The sequence below is a fragment of the Kitasatospora sp. NPDC056273 genome (genome assembly GCF_042268845.1).
GTDB lineage: Bacteria > Actinomycetota > Actinomycetes > Streptomycetales > Streptomycetaceae > Kitasatospora.
In genome coordinates this window covers 1-1,718 of sequence record NZ_JBHJSJ010000130.1, presented here as the reverse complement: position 1 = coordinate 1,718, position 1,718 = coordinate 1, and the positions used below count along the sequence as shown (strand labels likewise).

The following is a 1,718-nucleotide window of genomic DNA, read 5'->3' as shown; positions in this document are numbered from 1 at the left end:
GTGTCCACGGACACTGATCCGTGGCTCTGCGTCACTTTGAGTGATTGATCATGGCGAGAGCAGAATCCGGCGACGGAGTAGGCCGAAGCCAGCCCGGCCGTATCCGGCGCGCTTGATCAGCTTGATTCGCGTGACGGCGCCCTCGACTGCGCCGGAACTCCACTCGAGGGTGAGTCCGGCCAGGACGGCGTCGCGGTCCTTGAGCAGACCGCCTGCGAAGGTCTGCAGTTCGGGGATGCCGCTGGCCTTGGCCTGGTCGATCCACTGGTCGAGTCTGCTGCCGCTGCGGTTACGGAGCATTCCGGCGAAGACGCGGGCGAGGTAGCGGAGTTGGTCGATGTGGGGGCAGCGGTGGCAGATGGCCTTGAGTTGCTGCTGGCAGAACTCGCTGACGTTCTCGGGCAGGCCGATGATCCAGCGGGCGACCTCGCGGATCCCGGGCGCGGCCTTCGGCAGGGGCAGCTGCCGGACCGCGTCGGTCAGCGTGTTGAGGAAGCGGCGGACGGTGCGACGGTCTCCGCTGAACCCGCGGCGGCGGAGTTCCTCGGCCAGGACGGCAGCGTCGTTGCAGCCCTCGCGCCAGCGCTGGACCAGGTAGTCGCGGTGGCCGACCAGGATCGACCGACGTCCGGCCCTGGGCGGGCCGATCAGCTCCTCCCAGGTGGCGGCCTCTGCGTAGCGCTTGACGGTGGCCGGGTCGCGGCCGGTCGACTTCGCGATGTCCTGGTAGCGCACGCCGCGGGCTGCGAGGGCGCGGATCTCGGCGTGCCACTGCCGAACCCGCAGTGCCTTCGGGGACTCCGATGCCGCAGGGTTCGCGGGCTCGGGGACGGGCGTGGTCTGTGTCTGTGCGGGCGGGGACGGTTCCGGCTCGGGTTCTGCCAGGCAGGAGCGGTGGCGGCGGATAGCGCGCTCCAGCGCGCTGACCAGGTTGTCGAGGATGTGCCAGCGATCAGCGACCTCCTGGACTCCGGGGATCGCGCTCTGCGCGCCGAGTGAGTAGGCGCTGGCTCTATCCCTGCACACGGTCTCGACCCCGGGGTGGGCACACAGCCAGGCGGCGAAGGTGGCGGAGTTGCGGTCCGGCAGCACGTCGACGGGCCGGTGGGTCTCCATGTCGACCAGGATGGTCCCGTAGACGTGACCGCGACGGAGTGCGAATTCGTCAACACCCAGGACCTTCACGGTGCCGATCTTCGGGAGCGGGAGCCGGCGTACCAGTCGCAGTAGCGTGCTCGGGCTGACTGCAGCCGCCAGATGGACGGTGAACCGGGCTCCGGCCCGGCCGCCCAGGACGAGCCCGGTCTGACTCAGGAGGTCGCCGAGCTGCACGGTCCGGCGGCCGTAGCGGACGGTGAGGCCGTCGACCTGCTCTGCGAAGGTCCGCAGCCGACAGGCCGCGTTGTCGCAGAAGAACCGCTGGACCAGCAGATCCACCTGCACCGATTGCCCGGCCACCGACCGGTCCGCCAGCCGGCGCAGGTAGGAGCTGTGACGCCGACGCGAGGGAGTACCGCAGGCTCGGCACCTCGCTTCTGCGGACCGGCTCTCCGCGCGTATCCGAACCCCTCGACCCAAATTGCCCACCGAGTCGACGGTCACTGGTTCCAAGTGCGGCAACAACACGCTGATCAGGCCAGATACGCGCTCACTCACCAGGTGGGGCTACCCACGGAGCCGCCAACCGCAGCCATTTTCACTCAAAGTGACGCAGAGCC

1 protein-coding gene is annotated in these 1,718 nt (G+C 69.2%); it reads right to left on the bottom strand.

What is annotated here, in order from left to right:
- Positions 1–48: 48 nt before the first annotated feature.
- Positions 49–1,587 carry an ISL3 family transposase gene (locus ACFCY1_RS41505; RefSeq protein WP_375877822.1) on the bottom strand — a complete coding sequence of 513 codons (1,539 nt, stop codon included), beginning with the start codon at positions 1,585–1,587 and terminating at the stop codon, positions 49–51.
- Positions 1,588–1,718: the final 131 nt, after the last annotated feature.